The 14,237-nt window shown below is 65.7% G+C and carries 15 protein-coding genes; all 15 read right to left on the reverse strand.

What is annotated here, in order from left to right; translation table 11 throughout:
- On the reverse strand, positions 1-226 hold a 226-nt coding region (locus PMI14_RS26955), incomplete at its 3' end, for a hypothetical protein (RefSeq protein WP_007859460.1).
- Positions 226-1,158: a hypothetical protein gene (locus PMI14_RS26960; RefSeq protein ID WP_007859466.1), complete on the reverse strand. Its 933-nt coding sequence runs from the start codon at positions 1,156-1,158 to the stop codon at positions 226-228. The genes PMI14_RS26955 and PMI14_RS26960, both read right to left, overlap by 1 nt.
- Positions 1,159-1,164: 6 nt before the next feature.
- Complete coding sequence (locus PMI14_RS26965) at positions 1,165-6,306, reverse strand: hypothetical protein (RefSeq protein WP_007859468.1); 5,142 nt, start codon at positions 6,304-6,306, stop codon at positions 1,165-1,167.
- A 101-nt stretch (positions 6,307-6,407) separates the two neighbouring features.
- Complete coding sequence (locus PMI14_RS35105; RefSeq protein WP_146187916.1) at positions 6,408-6,635, reverse strand: hypothetical protein; 228 nt, start codon at positions 6,633-6,635, stop codon at positions 6,408-6,410.
- A 143-nt stretch (positions 6,636-6,778) separates the two neighbouring features.
- Positions 6,779-7,033 carry a DUF1799 domain-containing protein gene (locus PMI14_RS26970; RefSeq protein WP_007859470.1) on the reverse strand — a complete coding sequence of 85 codons (255 nt, stop codon included), beginning with the start codon at positions 7,031-7,033 and terminating at the stop codon, positions 6,779-6,781.
- Between the two features lie 62 nt (positions 7,034-7,095).
- Complete coding sequence (locus PMI14_RS26975; RefSeq protein ID WP_007859472.1) at positions 7,096-7,671, reverse strand: phage tail assembly chaperone; 576 nt, start codon at positions 7,669-7,671, stop codon at positions 7,096-7,098.
- A gap of 123 nt (positions 7,672-7,794) precedes the next feature.
- Positions 7,795-8,436 (reverse strand): phage tail protein, encoded by a 642-nt coding sequence (locus PMI14_RS26980; protein ID WP_007859474.1) that lies wholly within the window; start codon positions 8,434-8,436, stop codon positions 7,795-7,797.
- 181 nt (positions 8,437-8,617) lie between these two features.
- Complete coding sequence (locus PMI14_RS26985; protein WP_007859475.1) at positions 8,618-8,977, reverse strand: DUF3168 domain-containing protein; 360 nt, start codon at positions 8,975-8,977, stop codon at positions 8,618-8,620.
- A complete protein-coding gene (locus PMI14_RS26990; RefSeq protein ID WP_007859476.1) occupies positions 8,974-9,513 on the reverse strand; it encodes an HK97 gp10 family phage protein in 540 nt (179 codons plus the stop codon). Before PMI14_RS26990 ends, PMI14_RS26985 begins: the two co-directional genes overlap by 4 nt.
- On the reverse strand, positions 9,510-9,833 hold the full coding sequence (locus tag PMI14_RS26995; protein ID WP_007859478.1) for a phage head closure protein: 324 nt from the start codon (positions 9,831-9,833) through the stop codon (positions 9,510-9,512). The genes PMI14_RS26990 and PMI14_RS26995 overlap by 4 nt, the downstream gene beginning before the upstream one ends.
- Entirely contained in the window at positions 9,833-10,171 is a 339-nt protein-coding gene (locus PMI14_RS27000) for a head-tail connector protein (RefSeq protein WP_238541913.1), read from the reverse strand. Before PMI14_RS27000 ends, PMI14_RS26995 begins: the two co-directional genes overlap by 1 nt.
- Before the next feature lie 14 nt (positions 10,172-10,185).
- Entirely contained in the window at positions 10,186-10,740 is a 555-nt protein-coding gene (locus PMI14_RS33770) for a hypothetical protein (RefSeq protein ID WP_007859482.1), read from the reverse strand.
- Between the two features lie 41 nt (positions 10,741-10,781).
- Positions 10,782-12,125, reverse strand: coding sequence for a phage major capsid protein (locus PMI14_RS27010; protein WP_007859484.1), 1,344 nt, complete (start codon positions 12,123-12,125; stop codon positions 10,782-10,784).
- A 1-nt stretch (position 12,126) separates the two neighbouring features.
- Positions 12,127-12,966 carry a head maturation protease, ClpP-related gene (locus PMI14_RS27015; RefSeq protein WP_007859486.1) on the reverse strand — a complete coding sequence of 280 codons (840 nt, stop codon included), beginning with the start codon at positions 12,964-12,966 and terminating at the stop codon, positions 12,127-12,129.
- Positions 12,944-14,233 (reverse strand): phage portal protein, encoded by a 1,290-nt coding sequence (locus PMI14_RS27020; protein ID WP_007859488.1) that lies wholly within the window; start codon positions 14,231-14,233, stop codon positions 12,944-12,946. Before PMI14_RS27020 ends, PMI14_RS27015 begins: the two co-directional genes overlap by 23 nt.
- Positions 14,234-14,237: the final 4 nt, after the last annotated feature.

Below are 14,237 nucleotides of genomic sequence, written 5' to 3' on the forward strand. Positions count from 1 at the left end.
CCGCGGCGGCCGCCAGGCCAGCCGCGGCCTGAGCATCTTCGGCTTCCTCGGCGGCAGAGGTTGCAGCAGCCGCCTGCAGCTCAATCTCAGCCACGGCGGCATTCACGCCCGGCTCCAGGTCGTTTTTTTCCCAACTGTAAAAGGCCTCATAGGCCGCGTCAAAAGGGACGAGGGGATCGCCCGACTGGGGCACGGGCGGCGCAGCGGGGATAGGGGTAAAAGGCATCAGACAACTCCCTCAACATTTACAGGAACTAGAGCGAACCCCTTGCGATACCGCACGGGCGCGCTCGCCACAAAACCGAAAGCCGACAGGCCGGCATAGCCCGCCGCCTTGGACAGCACCACCCCCACGGGCCGGGACAGCAAGCCCTCCAGCTGCTGCACGGCGCCATCTGCATTGCGCAGATCCATCACCACCTCGCAGCTCAGGTCCTTGCTGCTGCCGCGCACCGTGGTGGTTACCGTGCCGTCGTCGTTGGTCTTGCGGTAGGTGTAGGTTTTGGGCTTGGCCTCGGCGCCCTCAGTGGCGCCGCCGAAGTCGTAGCCCGTGCCGAACAGCGGGTACAGCACACCCCGGGCGATCAGGCCCACGGCGCGCCGATTGGTGCCCGAGGCCTTGACCTTGATGGTGATCTCGGCATTGGGGCGTATGGGCAGGCCGGTGATCTGCAGGGTGGTGAGCGGCAGGCGCTTGCCCCGGCCGTAGTCCCAAAACCCCTTGGCAGGCACCTTGAGGCGGTAGGCTTTGACGCCGCCGCCCGGTGGCCAGATGGACACGCCCGCGGGCGCATCCTTGACCGAGATCTCCACCTCTGCCCCCTCCAGCCCGCGCAGCATCAGGTCGCTGCAATACCGGCAGCCGAGCACGTAGACGATGTCCGCCGCCGTGCTGCTGGCCTGGGTGTTGCTGTACCAGTCGAACGGGGCCCACAGGTTGGTGGGGCGCATGTCCTTCCAGCCCGTTGGGTCCACATCCGGACTGGTGGCGCTGGCGGTGGCCACGGTGCGCCGGTAGACGCGGTGCGTGGCCACCACATGGCACTCGTAGCCCACGGCATAGGTCCCCGCCGCCCATGCGGGCGTGGGGTCTTCTGCGAGGCTGGTGCCCGTGAGCAGCTGCGCTGCCGTCATCTCGATGGGGTCAAGGTAGTACATGGTTTGCTATGCAGCCAGGGTTACTTCGTTCATCACATCGCTTTTCATGCTGTTGCCGCCTTCGGTAACGCGGTCCAGGATCTCGCGGGTTTCTGAGGTCTGGCTGTCGATGTTGGTGAGGGGCGCTTCCAGCGCGGACACTCGCTCGATCAACATCGCCAGCAGCGCCTCTACCCGCGCGCTGCTGCCCACCCCGTCGCCACCCACGCGCCCGTGCGCGTTGGGGTTGTAGGCGGTAGGGATCACCATCTCGCCGCGCTGCAGCAGCGCGTAGCCTGTCTCAGGCACATAGGGCGTGCCCGCGTGAAAGATCGGCCGGCCCAGGGCCTTGGCTTCTGCCTCCAGAGTGCCGGGTGGCAGGCCAAACATCTCGTTGTACTGGGGCATGGTGTAGCCCTTGCCCTCCAGCGCATCGAGAACGCTGGCTTTGCCAGAACCACCAGGATTGGCCGCAATGACAGCCGCAGCTGCCGCCGCCATGTCCGAGGCGTCGAAGTACTCACCCGAGCTGGTCAGGCCTGCGCCCTTCGTCTTGTCGTAGATCGCGGAGCCCGTGCCGATGATGGCTTTCGCCCCGACGTTCGAGCGGGTCTGCGACTCGCCGTTGTAGGCGGCGATCAGGGCGGCAATGGCCTCTGGCAGGGTCTTGAGCTTGCTGTCGATGCCCCGCAGCGCATCCACCTGCTCGCGTGCCCACTGCGACTGGTCGTTGAGCGCCTTGAGCTGCGCCTCGGCCGTGTCCAACTGGTCGCCGCTGGCCTCCTGCAGCCCCTTCAGCTCGTTGGCCACCACCAGGCGCTGAAAGTCCGCCTCGGCCTGGGTCGCGTACTGCGTTGCGGCGAAGCCCTGGCCCACGGCCGCGATGGCGTCAGACAGCTTTTGACCATCTGGCAGCTCACCGCCGGCACGCACGCTGGCCAGGGCCTGGGTGATGAAGGCCCGGCCCTCCTGGCCCTGGAACTTGGCAACCTCGTCCACCTGGCTGAAGAACGACTTGGCACCGTCCTCCGCCGCCTGGAACACTGCACGCGTGGCGTCGATCACCCCCTGCAGCCTTTCGCGCTCCTTGTCTGCGGCGCGTTCGTAAGCGGCCATGGCAGCATCTGTCTTGCCGGCTGCTGCGTCGATCAGCGCGAGCGAATCGGCTCGCAGCTTGGCCAGCGCATCGAGCTGGGCCTGGGCCGCAGCCTTGATGCCCTCGATGTAGGCCCGCGTGGCCATGTTGCCGTCGTACAGCGTCTCGATCTCTTTGCGGCGCACTTCGTCCAGGCCAGCGAACTGGGCCATGTACTGGGTGCGCTCCAAGGCCTTGGCGCCCTTCTCATCACCCTGCGCCCGCAACACCTCCACGGCCAGGCTGTCGCGGTCGCTGGTGAGCGACTTCACAGCGTTTTGGTAGCTCTGGGTCAGCTCATCAATCGCATTGCCCAGGTCCTGGACGGCAGGGGCCGCAGCCTCAGAAGACTGGAACAGCCACGCGATGCCGTTGGCCCACTCCATCGCGTCGCCATACAGCTCGGGGTTGCTGACCAGCGAGTTGACCGCATCCACCACCGCCTGCGTGTTGCCGGTGTTGGCCACCTGCAGGATGCCCTCAGCCGTGATGCCCTGCAGGCCCAGGCGTTCGGCTGAGCGCGCTGCAGAGCGTGCAGCCGCCTCGCGCCGCTTGTCATCGCTGTAGAAGTTCTGCAGGAACGCATTGCTTTGCGTCGTGAACCGCTCCAACCCGCCGAAGGCTTCAATGAAGTCGTCGGCAAAGTCGGCCAGCGCCAGGCTGCCTTGGTGGATGCCAAAGCCCAGGGCGTCGCTCGCCTCGTTGAGCGTGTGGAAGCTGGTGGACAGGCGGGTCAGCGTCTCGAATGCCGTTTCGCCCGCCTTCGCATACTCGCTGGCTACATACCGTGTGCGCGTGACCTGGTCGACCTGCAGGTCGTAGACCTGCTCCGTCGTGTCGGTCAGCTGCGAGACCAGCGTGGAGTTGACCACGTCGATGGTCTCGGTAATCCACGTGCCCAGCACCTGCCGGGCCATGCCGGTGCCAGCGTCACCGAATACCTTGGCGATCTTCTCGCTGATCTGCTGTTCGTTGAGGTCCTTGAAATTGAGATCTTCAGGCTTTAGCGCAACAGTCCAGTCCTTGAGCTTGTCGCCCGCCAGGCCCAGGCTGTTGGCCATGTCCACGGCGCTCTTGCGCACCGCCACGTAGCCCTTTTGGATCTCGTCCGATTGCCGCTTGCTGCTGGCCGCGAGGTTCTCGATCTCTTCGAGGTACTCGGGCGTCTGCATGGCCTGAGTGCCGTTGAACTCTGTGCCGTAGGGACTGCCCACCAGCGTGCCCTTGCCGCCCTGTTCCTTGAGCTTGGCAACGTATTCCTGGTCGCGTTTCTTGAGGTCCTCGTACCAATCCAGCGGATTGACGCGGCGGTACTCGGGGCCCATCAGCACCGTGCCGGGCTTGCGGGTGTTTTCCCAAGGGGTCAGGTCGTCGCCGCCCAGCGTGCCGGTCAGGCCCGTGCCCACCACCTCGCGCTTGCGGTTGACGCCGATGGCGTTGGCGATGGCGTAGGCGATCATTACCCACATGCCGGCAGCGCCCAGGGCGCCCATGCCGCCGCCGCCAGCGCCAGTGGCGGTGTAGGTGCCGCCTTGGCCAACAACACCGGAGCCCACGCCGCCAAACGAACCGACGTTTGTCGCGGGCAGTGCACTCAGGCCGTTGGCCGCAGATGCAGCATTCGATGCAGCAAGACCGGCACTGCTGCCGCCCAGCCCGAATGCATTGCCAATGGATCCAAGCACGCCCTGCCCGCTGGTCAGGCCGGAGTAGCCCGAATACAGCGAGCTGCCCATGCTGAAGAGGCTGCCAAGACCCCCAGCCCCGCCAGCAGCGCCCCCGCCGATGCCCACCATCTGCAGGAGCCCGCCCACGACCTGGTTCATGGCAGCATCGATCACCATGCGGAAGGGCTTGCGCAGCAGTTGCTCCTGCAGCACCTCGCGCATCTTCTTGCCGCCGGCCTCGGAGCCGTCACGGATGCCCACCTCTACGGCATCGCCCAGGCCTCGGCCGGTGTCGTCGATCCAGCGGTCAATCTCCTCCTTCGCGCGAAGGTTGTCGTCGCGCGTCTTGTCGCGGCGGTCCTTGGCGTTGATGCGGTCGGCCTCGGTGTCGAGCGCGTTGATCTCGCTCGTGATCCGGTTCCACTCGTCGGACCCTTCGTAGTACCCGGTGGAGCCGTCGCGCTTCTCACGCAAGCGCGCAACGCGCACGCGGTTGATGGCCTCGGCCAGGCTGATGTTGTGCCGCTCGGCCAGGGCCAGGGCCTCCTCCTCCTGGTCCATGGCCGCAATGCGGTCCTCGATGCCCTTCACCGTTTGGGTGCTGAGCTGGGCCTGTGACTCCAGCCACTTCTCGATGCCATCTACCTCCTTGTTGTAGGCATCGACGCGCTGTTTGGCCGCCTCCGTGGCGGTCTTGATGTCCTCGGCTTCCTGCTTGCGCTGTGCCTGCATAAAGGGCTGCTTTTCGAGCAGCTTCTTTTGCGCTTCGGTGAGCTGGTCAATCGACATCCTGCCGCCGCGATAGGCAGCATTCAACTTCTCCCAGTCGTCGGCAAACGAACCCGACAAGCCTGCCAGCTCGGCCAGCAGTTTGGCTTCCTCCTGCAGTGCCTTCTTGCGTTCGTCGGCCGCCTTCTTGGCGGCGGCTTCACCGGCTGCGATCTCGGCCGCCGTCTTGGGCGTCTTGATGCTGGGCTTGTCTTTGGGCCCATCCTTTGCAGCGTCAGGAGCGGGTGCTGGCCCATTCAATAGCTCCGAGACCCTGGCACTGGCTTCTGTCGCCGCTTTCGAGGTGGCCTGGATCTGCGCACGAAGGCTTTCCACCCGGCGCTGCGCCATTGCGCTTTTTGGGTCAAGGTCAGCCGTAGTGCGTGCCCCGGTAAGCAGCAAATCCAGACGTTTGAGTTCTGCGGCCTGGGCCTTGGCATCAGACATTGCCGTGCCGAGCTTGTCGGTACCCAAGGCAATGGAGCCAAACTCCCGCAGGCCACGCCACACCGCCAGCAACGCGCCGCCTTCCTTGGCACCCTTGCCCATCGCATCGATGATCTGCGTGAGGCCTGGCAGCATCTTCTCGACCAGGTCGCGCGACAGGTCGTTGCTGGTGGCCTTGAGGTCGAAGATCTTCTTGTTGAATGCCTCCGCAGCATCCGTCTGGCTGGTGAACCGCTTGGCGGTCAACTCAGTCTTTTCCGCCAAGTCGGTTAGGAACGGCGCGGCCTCTTTCACGCTCTTGCCAAACAGGTCCTGGATCAGCCGGGCCTTATTGGCATCGTCGGCAAACCCAGCCAGTGCTACAGCCACAACGCGCAGGGCCTCGGCAGGGTCGAGCTTCTTGAGCGCGTCTGCCTCCAGGCCAATGGCCTTGATGGCGTTGGCGATATCGCTCTTGGGCGTGGCCTTGCTCAACACATCGTTGAACTTGACCAGGATGCTGCCCACGGTCTCGAACGAAGCGCCCGTGCGGCGGCCCACGTCCTCCAAGGCGCTGATGTTCTCGATGCTGGCGCCGGTGGCGTCCTTGATGTCGTTGAGCGCGTCCACGCCATCGTTGATGTGCTGCACCCAGGCCGCCAGGGCGCCGAGTGACAGGCCCGAGGCCAGGGCCAGCAGCTGGCCGCGCGCGAAGTCTGCGGCCGTGCCCAGCACGTTGATGCGCTTGGCCAGCTGGTCATGGCCCTGGCCTGCGGCTGCGGCGCTGTCGCCCAGCTTCTTGTTGGCACGGGCAGCGGCTTCCGCCTTGTCCCTGGCTGCGTCGAGCTGGTCCAGCAGCGGCTTGAGCGCGGCGAGGTCGCCGCCGCGCATTTTGATCAGGCTTTCCTGGTACTGGCGGGAGGACTTGCTGCCGGCCTCGAATGCGGCAATCTGGCGCTGCAGGCTGGCCTGCATTGCACGGGTGGCGCTCTCGACCTTCTTGGCGGCGTTGTCGCTGCCGCCGCCAATCTTCTCGATGCCCTCGCTACCTTCTTTGCCCGAGCGTTTCACGTCCTCGGACATTCCCTTCACGTCGCGCTTGATCTGCTCCAGGCCGGGCTTTACGGCGGTGGCGTCCACGCCAAATTTCAGATCTGCCTTGCGTTCTGTCATGGGGCACCCCAAAAGGAAAAGGCCCCGCGACCGAAGCCGGGGGGCCAGAAAATAAAAAAGGCTCGCCGAAGCGAGCCTTAAATTATTAAGTCGATTAAATGTTATTTATCGCTCTTATTGCTCACATGCCGGGAAACGATCCAGAGCACAAGAAGCGCTGCAATGATCACCAACCCCAACAAGCCGGCAAACTCAGCGGTATTAACCGCGATAGCCATCAAATAACCGAAAAGCAGGATGACCGCGAGTGCAATGGCAGAAACAGGTTGATTGCAAAGAGCAGCAAAGAACCCATTAATAGCATGAACAGCGAGTTTCAGATAGTTCATGATTTCCTTCGAACGTAGTTGACCAAGATCTACGCCCGCGAGTGCGAGGTAGGTGCGGCCAACGGCGTTGCACGTCAGAAGGAAAAAGGGGGACAGCTGGGTTGAACATGGCTACCTACCAAATGCGGCCAATGTTCATGCCTTCAAGAGCTCTCGTTCAAATGTTCCAGCGCCGCCCGCTCGATCACCTGCAGGTCCGCAAAGATCGCATCGCGCTGCTCATCGGTTTTGCCTCGGTACATGCGGTCCAGTGTGGCGAACACGGCCGGGTAGTCCAGGCCGGTAGCACCGCCCATGCCCACGCGCCACTGCGTGCTGACACTGCAGAACAGCAGGCAGGCGTCCACGTGCTCGGGCCAGACCTCCACGTCCTTCTCGGGGAAGTCACTCGGCCGCATGCCCCACGCGGCCAGCTCCTTTTCGTCGGGCGGCTTCTGGTAGGGGGCGCGGCCGATGGCCTTCAGTTTCCCAGGCGCAGGCCCTCCCGGGTTTCGTTGTAGGCCTTGAACACGGCCTCGGCGGCACCGGGGTAGCTGTCGCACATGTCGGTGAGCGCGGCCACGTCGAGCGGTTCGCCAAGGTCCCAACCAGTGACGATCTGCACGATCAACTCGGCGCTGTGTTTGGCACGAAGGGCGGCGATGTCGCTTTCCTTCACTGGCTTGATCAGGGCGGTAATGGCGGCTTCCTTCGCGTCCGCATCGGAGATGTCAGCCGCCTCTGCACTGGCCTTCTTGCCGAAGTACTTGCGAGCGGGAGCAGAAAGCGGCTGGGTCGCCGGATCGGCAACTACAGCGGCCGGCTGGCTTGCCTGCTCGGCGGCATAGGCCTGCTCCGCCTCCTGGCGCGCTGCATCAAACAGCGCCTGCACGGTCTTGCCGATGGCGTCGGCGTGCTGCTCGCGCAGCTTGGCCCATACGGTGGAAGGCAGGTGGCGGGCGTCGAAGTTCACTTCGTCGAGACCGTGGGGGGTGGGCACCTCCACCTTGAGCGCGAACGACTTCGGGGTGGACTTGCCGATAACGAGTTTGGCCATGGTGTTGAATCTTTCGAGGGAGGGTATGCAAACGACAAAAGCCCGTGCCCAGCCCTGCCGCCCCCTCGAAGGAGCGAACAGAGCCGGGCCGGTGCATGGTGTGGCCGCGTTGCGGCCGGGGGATCAGTAGCGCGTGGGGCGCCCTTGCAGGGAGATGGTGGCGCGCACCTGCATCACGCTGCCCTTGGTGAGGGTGGGCGTCTCGTTGAACGAGATGTAGCCGTTGTAAAGCAGCACGGCGCCGTTGGGCAGGGTCACCTTGATGGCGCGGATGGCGCGCGCCTCGCCAGCAGCCTTCAGGGCGATGTAGCCAGGCAGCGTGGGATCGTCGCCAATGCCGATCTGGATCGACTGGGCGCTGGTCACCGTGGGCAGCTGGCGCTCGTAGTCCTCCTCCAGGAAGGAGAAGTTGGCGAACTGCTGGTCACCGCCCGAGGTGGTGAATTCCAGGATCTGCGGGATCTGCGTCCAGGCCGTGATCTCGCGCAGGCTGCCGATGCCCGTGCCTGCGGCGAAGCGGTTCGTGTCGGTCGTGTCGATGCCCGTCACGTCCAGCGCGTTGGTGGCCACGTTGGAGGCCTTGAAAACGCGGTCGCTGATCTTCTGCCAGCCCGACTTGAGCTCGTAGAAGGCACCGTTGAGCAGGCCGTGCGCGGCCGAGGTGATCACCCCCGGGTTGGCGTTGGTGATGGCGGTCACGGTCTTGACCGAGCCGTAGGTGGTTGCAATGGCGACTGTTGCGCCGTCAGGGAGAGATACAGCCATGATGGCCCTTTCAAGTGGTGTGCAAGATGCCCGCAAGGGGCGGTGGTGAACGCCCTTGCGGGCAACAGAAAGGCCCTGCAGGTTTGCGCCTGCAGGGCCTTGCTCGGATGGCCTGTGCAGACGTGTGCACAGGGCCGTGTGGTGGGTGCTGTACACACGTGTGCACAGCGCGCTGGGTGCGCTACTTGTCGGCGCCCCAGATCGAAAAGTCCTGCTCGAAACCGGCCTGGTCGTCGGCGTCGTCGTACGCCTTCACCGGCTCGCCCAGGGGCGAGGCCTGCAGCAGCGGCGCGGCGGCGCTCAGCGCCTCATCGGCGGCCTGGGCCAGCAGCATGGCGGCCATGGGCGTGGTGTGCCAGGTGCTGAGCTGGATGGTGGCGTGGCGCAGGCTGGGCCTGGTCTTGTCAAGGAAGCGAAGCGCATCGCCGCCCAGGTGCTGCCAGGTGATGTAGGGCAGCGGTGTGCCCGCCGGCGCCGGGTGCGGGTGCGCCTGGGGGCACACAGTGAGCAGCACGGTGGTGAGGTCGGTTTCAAGGCTCATAGCTTGCGTCCCAGGCGGGCAAAAAACAGGTTCTCCGCCGCGTCGTAGGCGGCAGGCAACGCGGCCGCTGCGCGCCGCACAAAGGCTTTGGCCGGCACCTGCTTGGGGGTGGGCAGGGTGATGTAGTACGCGTCCAACGCGGCGCGGTTGCGCCCCCCGCTCTGAGGCCTGGGCTTGCCCTCCATGCCGGGGCGCACCAGCGGGCCCATGCCGTCCGGCCCGTACACGTAGCGCTGCAGGTAGCCAAACTCCACCAGGTGGCCGTGCGGGGCCTTGGAGGGGTTCCAGCTCACGCGGTAGTGCGCCGACACTCCCTCCTGCGAGGCCTCGCGCATGTAGGCCTGATAGACCGCCGCATCGAGCTTGCCGGTGTAGCGCCCCAGCGCCTGCACGTTGGCCTTGACCGCGTCGTACAGCACCTGGATGCCGGCCTGGGCTGCGGGGCGGAGCGCCTCCTCGGCCTCGTCACCAATCTCCTGCAGGTAGTCGTCCAGGCCGCTCAGATCCAGAGCGGCCGAGAAGGCATCGCCGCTCATGTCACCAGCTCGCAGGCAAGGTCCACGTGCTGGCGGCCCACCTCATCGGGCAGCACGGCCTTGATGTCGTAAATCGCGGCACCGTGCACCACCCGCATGCCCGCCGTGATGTCTGCACGGAACCTGATGCGGATGGAAGTGCGCACAGCGGATTGCAAGGCATCAGCCCGGATGGCCTCGGCACCGCTGCCCGTGCGGATGTTTGACCAGGGCGTGCACACATCCACCCACCCATCCGGCAGGGGCGTGCCCCACGCATCCTTACCGCCGTTGCGACGCTGGATTGTGATCCGGCGATTGAGAGATCCCGCCCGCAACATCACAGCCCCGCAATGCGGCGATGCGGCCGCAGTAGGGCCTTGGAGCCCTGGGGAAGCTCGGCCACGGTTACGCCCGCCACCACGTCCTCGCGGTTGGCGTAGAGGTGGCCCAGGATCAGCAAGACCGCCGAGCGAACGGCGGGGCCCATCACCATAGGATCAAGGCCCGCAGTCTCGGCCAGCACCGCCGCATCGAGGTCGTCCTGCGTGGCGTACAGCTTGCGGTTGAGGTAGTCGGAGGCGGCCTCCTCGGCGGCTTCCAGGTAGGTCGTGATCAGCGCGTCCTCGCCGGCCCCGTCTGCGCGCAGATGGGCCAGCGCGGTGGGCAGTGGCACCATCGTCGGCATAGTGGTCAACCTTTCGGCAGCAGGGCCAGCAGTTCGGCCTTGGTGGCCCGGGGGCCGAACGAGATGCCGCGCGCGGTGAGCGCTTCGCGCAGTTCGGCCACGGTGGTCTTGCCGTCGCCATTGGCGTCAGCATCTGCAGGACCATCGCCCTGGGCTGCAATGGCGGCAGCGATCTCTTCATCGGTGCTGCGCGACAGGTAGCCCGATGGCGGGTAGTTCACAGCCAGGTAGCCGGCAGCCACGTACTCGGCAACCGTAGGGCCGTCGTCGCGCGGGCCGTCGTGCGGCGGCCTATTGCGCGCCTCGATGGCTGCGGCGATCTCCTCGGCCGTGCTCTGCGATGCGTAGCCCGGCGGGGGGTAGTTCTCGGGCGCCTCGCATGAGGCGAGCCATTGCGCGATGGACGGGCCGTCCTGGCGCAGCTGGTCCTGGCCCTCACCGTGTTCGGCGTAGTACTTGGCGGTGGCCTCCAGCTCGGGTGGGCATTCGTCGCCCACGTCGAACCATACCGGGTAGATGCCCCCCTTGGGCACGGCCTGAAATCGTCGTTCGACCTTCATGCGGATCTCCTGTGATGGCGGGCCCGAAGGCCCGCCGGGTTTCACGATGCGTTGACGTTCAGGGCCTTCAGAACGTCGGGGTTCAGGAGGCCACCGCCCACGCGCTTTGTGGTGTAGAAGTGCACGTAAGGCTTGTTGGTGTACGGATCACGCAGGACACGCACGCCAGCACGGTCCACGATCTGGTAACCGCGCTTGAAGTCACCGAACAGGATGGGCTTGGCGCTGGCCGCGATGTTGGGCATGCCGGCCATGTCGGTGACCGGGTAGCCGCCCAGGGTGGCCGGCTGGCCAGCCACGTAGGAGGGTTGCCACAGGTAGTTGCCCTGGCCGTCCTTCAGCTTGCGCACGCTGCCCTGGGAACTGCGGTTCATGACGAAACGCGCGTCAGCGGTGTACTCGCCTGGCAGCGCATAGATCAGGTCCAGCACCGCATCAGCGGTGACGGCCCCCACCGCGCCGGAGCCCACGGTCTTGATGTCGCCCCAGGGGTGCGCAGCGGCGTTGGCGCCGCCGGTGACGTAGGTCAGGATGCCGTTGGGACGGTCGTTGGCGCCGGTGCCGGCCAGGAAAGCGAGGCCTTCCTGGTACGCGAACTCCATTTCCACTTCGCCAGCCAGCCAAGCTTCCAGATCCACCTCGCTGTCGTCCAGCATCTGCTGCGTGGCGGCGGGGTTGGCGTAGATTTCGCCTGGCTTGTAGGTCAGCGGGCTGAAGCTGGGCGTGTTGGTTTGCGTGCGCGCCGTGGTCTCGCCCACCCAGCCCGAGGTGGTGCCGCGGTTGTTGAACAGCTTGGTATAGCCGGCAGTGCCGATCTTTTGCACGCTGCAGATGCCGCGCATGGGGGAGACCTGCACCAGGCGGTCGGTGATCGTGCGATCCCACTCCACCGGCGCCAGGTAGCCCCCTTCGGTGGCAACGCCCTTGTTGAGGGCGGCATTGACATCGCCGCGCGTGAAGTGGGCACGGAAGGACTCGGTGTATTCCGCGTCAGCGATGCGGCCACCTCCAGCGCCCCCGTTCATCTGGCCGGCGGCCAGCTTGACGTTGAGGTCGTCCACCGACTTCTGCAGAGTGCCGATGTCGGAGTTGATGCGGTCCACCTTGAGGGCCTGCAGGGCGTCGGCATTGCCCTTCTTGACGTCTTCGAGCTGCTTGGTGTGCTCGGCTTTGAAGTCGGCGAATGCCTTGTTCAGGGCCTCGACGGCGGCCTTGACCTCGCCCGGGCCGGGCGGGGTATCGGCGCGCACAGCGATCAGGCCGCGCGGGACGGGTTTGGCGGCCGCATGGTCGGCGACCACCTGCAGGGCCGAGGCCTGGGCCGACACTACGGCCATGCATGCGAGTGCGGCCACGGCCGCGATAGCGATACGAGATTTCTTCATTTCAGACTTTCAGGGAGTTGGTGAGAGAAAGCAGCAGTGCTGCGGATTCGCCAGCGCCCGGCGTGGCGGCGTCATCGGCAGCGCCCGGCGTGCCGTTGAACAGGGCTTTGAAGGCCTCGCGGCGCGCAGCGCGGGAATGCCCAGCGCGCGCCATGGAGGCCTCCACCAGGGCCAGCGTCTTGCGCGGCATGTGCGCGCTGGCGTCCTGCTTGATTTCGCTGCGGTCCATGAGACCGGTGGCCAGGCCGTATTCCACGGCCTTGGCCGCGTCAACCCAGGTTTCCTTGTCCATGAGGGCCGCGGCCTCGGCGACCGACATGCCAGAGCGCGCCGCATACACGCTGGCCATGGCCGCGTCGAAGGGCTCCAGGCGCTTGGCAGCGTCGGCCATGTCGTGCCGGTTGCCGATGGCCACCGCCCAGGCGTTATGCACCATGAGGAAGGCGCCATCGCCCATCAGGATCTCGTCGCCTGCCATGGCGATCACGGACGCGGCCGAGGCGGCCAGGCCCATGATGTGCATGCTGACCTTGCCCTGGTGCTGGCGGAACATGTTGTAGATGGCCACGCCCTCGAAGAAGTCGCCGCCGGGCGAGTTGAGGTTGACCACCACATCCTTGTCGGCGCCGATGGAGCGCAGCGCGGCGCCGATGCGTTTGGCAGTGACGCCGTTGCCGTCCCACCCCTCGCCAATGGCGTCGTAAATGGAGATGGAGTTGGCCACCTCGGTGGCGGCCCGGATCTCGGGCTGCCAGCGCTCCAGGGCATCGGGGCGGGCGTCGAACTGGGCGGCACCGAGGCGGTGATCCGCGCGGATCTCAGGGAGTTTGAGCAGGCTCATTGGTCGGTGCTTTCTGGCCGGTGGGTGGGCGCAGCTTTTGGGCTGCGGGGTCGTTGGAGGCGGGCATGTCGGAGACTTCCCGCACTTCGTCTTGCGTGTACCAGGGGGCATGCCCGCCGGCACCGAGGGCCTTGGCGAAGAATTCGCCTTGGTCTTTCAGCGTGCCCCGCATGAGGGCGCGCTCGTTGAATTTGAAGAAGAACCGCTCCAGCTCTGACTCAGACAGCAGCACGCGGGCCAGGGCTTGCTCCCAGGCGGTAAACCAGCGCTGCAGGCCGTACTGAACGAAGAAGATGCCGAGCTGCTCGATGCCGGAACCCCAGGCGGTCTCATCCATCATCAGCAGCGGACGGGGCACACCGAACGCGCGGGCTACCTCCTCAATCTGGTGATCGCGCTGTTCCTTGTGCTGGGCGTCAGCCGAGGTCTGTGCCCACTTGGAGGCCTTGGCCCCCTCTTCCAGCAGCATGAAGTTGCCGGCGTTGTCGGCGCCGGAGTGCCGCTCATCCAGCGAGTCCTGCATGCGCTTGTAGGCCCGGTCCGAAAGCGCCTGTGGCACCTCGATGGAGCCGCTGGCCATGACGCCCTTGGCGAAGGTCCGCGCTGCAGCGCGCTCGGCCTGGCTTGCCAGGTTGAGGGCTTCGCGCGCGAGCTTGATGCGGGACATGCCCAGCTCGCCATCTATCGACAGGTCCCGCAGGTGGAACACCTCGCGCTGCGCCAGCTTTACCGTGCCGCCATCTTTGCGCGTGTACTCGTAGTGCATCTGCCAGTCGTTGCCCAGCTCAGCCTTAACCCGGGGCGATTCCATCGGAATCATCTGGATGGGCCGGTCTCGCGACCAGATGACGCGGGCATAGCCGTTGCCGTGCACCAGCGCGTTGAGCTGCACCGTGGACTTGAACTCCAGGGGCGTCTGCCAGCCATTGGGCTTGAGCTTGATGCGCTTGTGCGCCTCCATCTCCTTTGCCACCCGCTTGGCTGGCCCATCCTCCATCAGGCTGCAGGGCAGCATGCCCATGGCCTCAGAGATGAGCGCCAGGCTGCGCAGCACGGCCATGTTGCGCAGTGACGCGGTGCGCGGCCCGTACGCGCCATCTGTACCGCCACGGATGAACTCCAGCAACGCCGGATCGTCCAGGCCGTTGAACAGCGTGCCAGCGGGCACCTCGGCGCGCACCTCTGGCGCGGCCGGCGGAGTTGGCTCGACGGCAGGCGCAGCGGCCTCCGGCGCCGAGCTGCGCCGCATGAAATCAAAAAAGGCCATGTCA

The sequence above is a fragment of the Acidovorax sp. CF316 genome (assembly GCF_000276605.1).
In the GTDB taxonomy this organism is placed as follows: Bacteria; Pseudomonadota; Gammaproteobacteria; order Burkholderiales; family Burkholderiaceae_C; genus Acidovorax.

What these genes read in the sequence shown, in the direction of transcription:
- PMI14_RS26960 (WP_007859466.1), bottom strand. Translation starts at nt 1,158, where the DNA reads ATGTACTACCTTGACCCCATCGAGATGACGGCAGCGCAGCTGCTCACG.
- PMI14_RS26965 (WP_007859468.1), bottom strand. Translation starts at nt 6,306, where the DNA reads ATGACAGAACGCAAGGCAGATCTGAAATTTGGCGTGGACGCCACCGCC.
- PMI14_RS35105 (WP_146187916.1), bottom strand. Translation starts at nt 6,635, where the DNA reads ATGAACTATCTGAAACTCGCTGTTCATGCTATTAATGGGTTCTTTGCT.
- PMI14_RS26970 (WP_007859470.1), bottom strand. Translation starts at nt 7,033, where the DNA reads ATGCGGCCGAGTGACTTCCCCGAGAAGGACGTGGAGGTCTGGCCCGAG.
- PMI14_RS26975 (WP_007859472.1), bottom strand. Translation starts at nt 7,671, where the DNA reads ATGGCCAAACTCGTTATCGGCAAGTCCACCCCGAAGTCGTTCGCGCTC.
- PMI14_RS26980 (WP_007859474.1), bottom strand. Translation starts at nt 8,436, where the DNA reads ATGGCTGTATCTCTCCCTGACGGCGCAACAGTCGCCATTGCAACCACC.
- PMI14_RS26985 (WP_007859475.1), bottom strand. Translation starts at nt 8,977, where the DNA reads ATGAGCCTTGAAACCGACCTCACCACCGTGCTGCTCACTGTGTGCCCC.
- PMI14_RS26990 (WP_007859476.1), bottom strand. Translation starts at nt 9,513, where the DNA reads ATGAGCGGCGATGCCTTCTCGGCCGCTCTGGATCTGAGCGGCCTGGAC.
- PMI14_RS26995 (WP_007859478.1), bottom strand. Translation starts at nt 9,833, where the DNA reads ATGTTGCGGGCGGGATCTCTCAATCGCCGGATCACAATCCAGCGTCGC.
- PMI14_RS27000 (WP_238541913.1), bottom strand. Translation starts at nt 10,171, where the DNA reads ATGGTGCCACTGCCCACCGCGCTGGCCCATCTGCGCGCAGACGGGGCC.
- PMI14_RS33770 (WP_007859482.1), bottom strand. Translation starts at nt 10,740, where the DNA reads ATGAAGGTCGAACGACGATTTCAGGCCGTGCCCAAGGGGGGCATCTAC.
- PMI14_RS27010 (WP_007859484.1), bottom strand. Translation starts at nt 12,125, where the DNA reads ATGAAGAAATCTCGTATCGCTATCGCGGCCGTGGCCGCACTCGCATGC.
- PMI14_RS27015 (WP_007859486.1), bottom strand. Translation starts at nt 12,966, where the DNA reads ATGAGCCTGCTCAAACTCCCTGAGATCCGCGCGGATCACCGCCTCGGT.
- PMI14_RS27020 (WP_007859488.1), bottom strand. Translation starts at nt 14,233, where the DNA reads ATGGCCTTTTTTGATTTCATGCGGCGCAGCTCGGCGCCGGAGGCCGCT.